This is a genomic window from Blautia sp. CAG:257 (assembly GCF_000433815.1).
GTDB classification, from domain to species: Bacteria; Bacillota; Clostridia; order Lachnospirales; family Lachnospiraceae; genus Blautia_A; species Blautia_A caecimuris.
This window is the reverse complement of the sequence record NZ_HF999058.1, coordinates 19,506-20,799: the sequence shown is the minus strand read 5'-3', so window position 1 is coordinate 20,799 and position 1,294 is coordinate 19,506. Positions and strand designations below refer to the sequence as shown.

At 44.6% G+C, this 1,294-nt stretch carries 2 protein-coding genes; both read left to right on the top strand.

Going from position 1 to position 1,294, the window contains the following annotated elements; translation table 11 throughout:
• Positions 1-844: GerMN domain-containing protein (locus QVP40_RS07740; RefSeq protein WP_288200385.1), on the top strand; the 844-nt coding region annotated here is incomplete at its 5' end.
• Positions 845-894: 50 nt separating this feature from the next.
• On the top strand, positions 895-1,294 hold a 400-nt coding region (locus QVP40_RS07735; protein WP_288200384.1), incomplete at its 3' end, for a DUF4131 domain-containing protein.

The window sequence follows — 1,294 nt, the reverse complement described above, 5'->3', positions numbered from 1 at the left end:
GGATAAATACAGTTTTTATTATCTGAATACAGCAGAGACAACTCTGGAGAGGGAAGCATATGAACCAAAAGAGGAATCAGCAGACTTTATGGTCCGTGAGCTGATGCAGAGCATTGGAAACAGGAAGGTTCCGGAGGACGGGATCGCACTGCTTCCGGAAGAGGTAATACTTAATTCTTATGATTTTCAGGACGATGTGCTGGTTATTGATTTCAGCGCTCAGTACCATGAAATGAGCAGAGCCAGAGAAGTCCTTACCAGAGCCGGGATTGTAAAAACCTTTTTGCAGGTGCCGGATATCCACCGGGTTCGATTTACTGTGGAGGGGCAGGAGCTTACGGATTCCCGGAATAATAAGATCGGGGATATGACAGAAGAAAGCTTCCTGGAGCTTTCCGGCAAGGATACCGATTACAGGTATGATACTTTTACCCTGTATTTCGCAGACAAAAGCGGGAAGAAGCTGCTAAAAGAGGAGAGAAATATTTATTACAGGCGTACCCTTCCAAAAGAAAGAGTGGTGCTGGAACAGCTTGCCAAGGGTCCCATGGAGGAAGGGCATTATGCGGTGATTCCGGAAAAATCCGTGATCCTCAGCGCTACCATTGCAGACCGGATCTGTTATATCAATATGAACAGGGCGTTTCAGGAGGAAGCGCTGGATGTGTCAGAAAGCATTCAGATCTATTCTGTAGTGAATTCTCTTCTGGATTCCTGTGAGGCAGATAAGGTTCAGCTTTCTGTAGAAGGAAGTATGGACGGAAATCTGAGAAGCAGTATGCCTCTTTACACATTTTATGAAAAAAATGATCAGTTGGTGGTTCACGAAAAAGAGGAATCCTGACAACTGTCATTCATATCTTTTTACATGATTTTATACGGAAAGGAAGGCAAATGACAAGACGTCCGGTTTGTCTTGTTTGCCTGTTCCTGATGCTGTGTATGTGTCTGGCTGATCTGGCAGGGGTTCCGCTGATACGCGGAAATCCTTTGCCGGAAACAGTGCAGACCTATATAAAAAAGCATCCGGACTCTGTGATCTGCGGGGAGGTGCAGAGATGTCAGGCAACAGAATTTTCCTTTTCTGTCTATCTGAAACAAGTCTATCTGATCTGTCGGTCAGAAAAAATTCCCATTGAAAATGTAAGAGTATTTTTAAAAACAGAAGAAAAGCTGCCGGCAGGCACGGCAGTGTGTATTTCCGGGAAGCTGGAACAGGTGGAAGCACCCAGAAATCCCGGTGAATTTGATTCCAGACAGTATTATGCCTGCCAGCATATTTATTATTTTATGA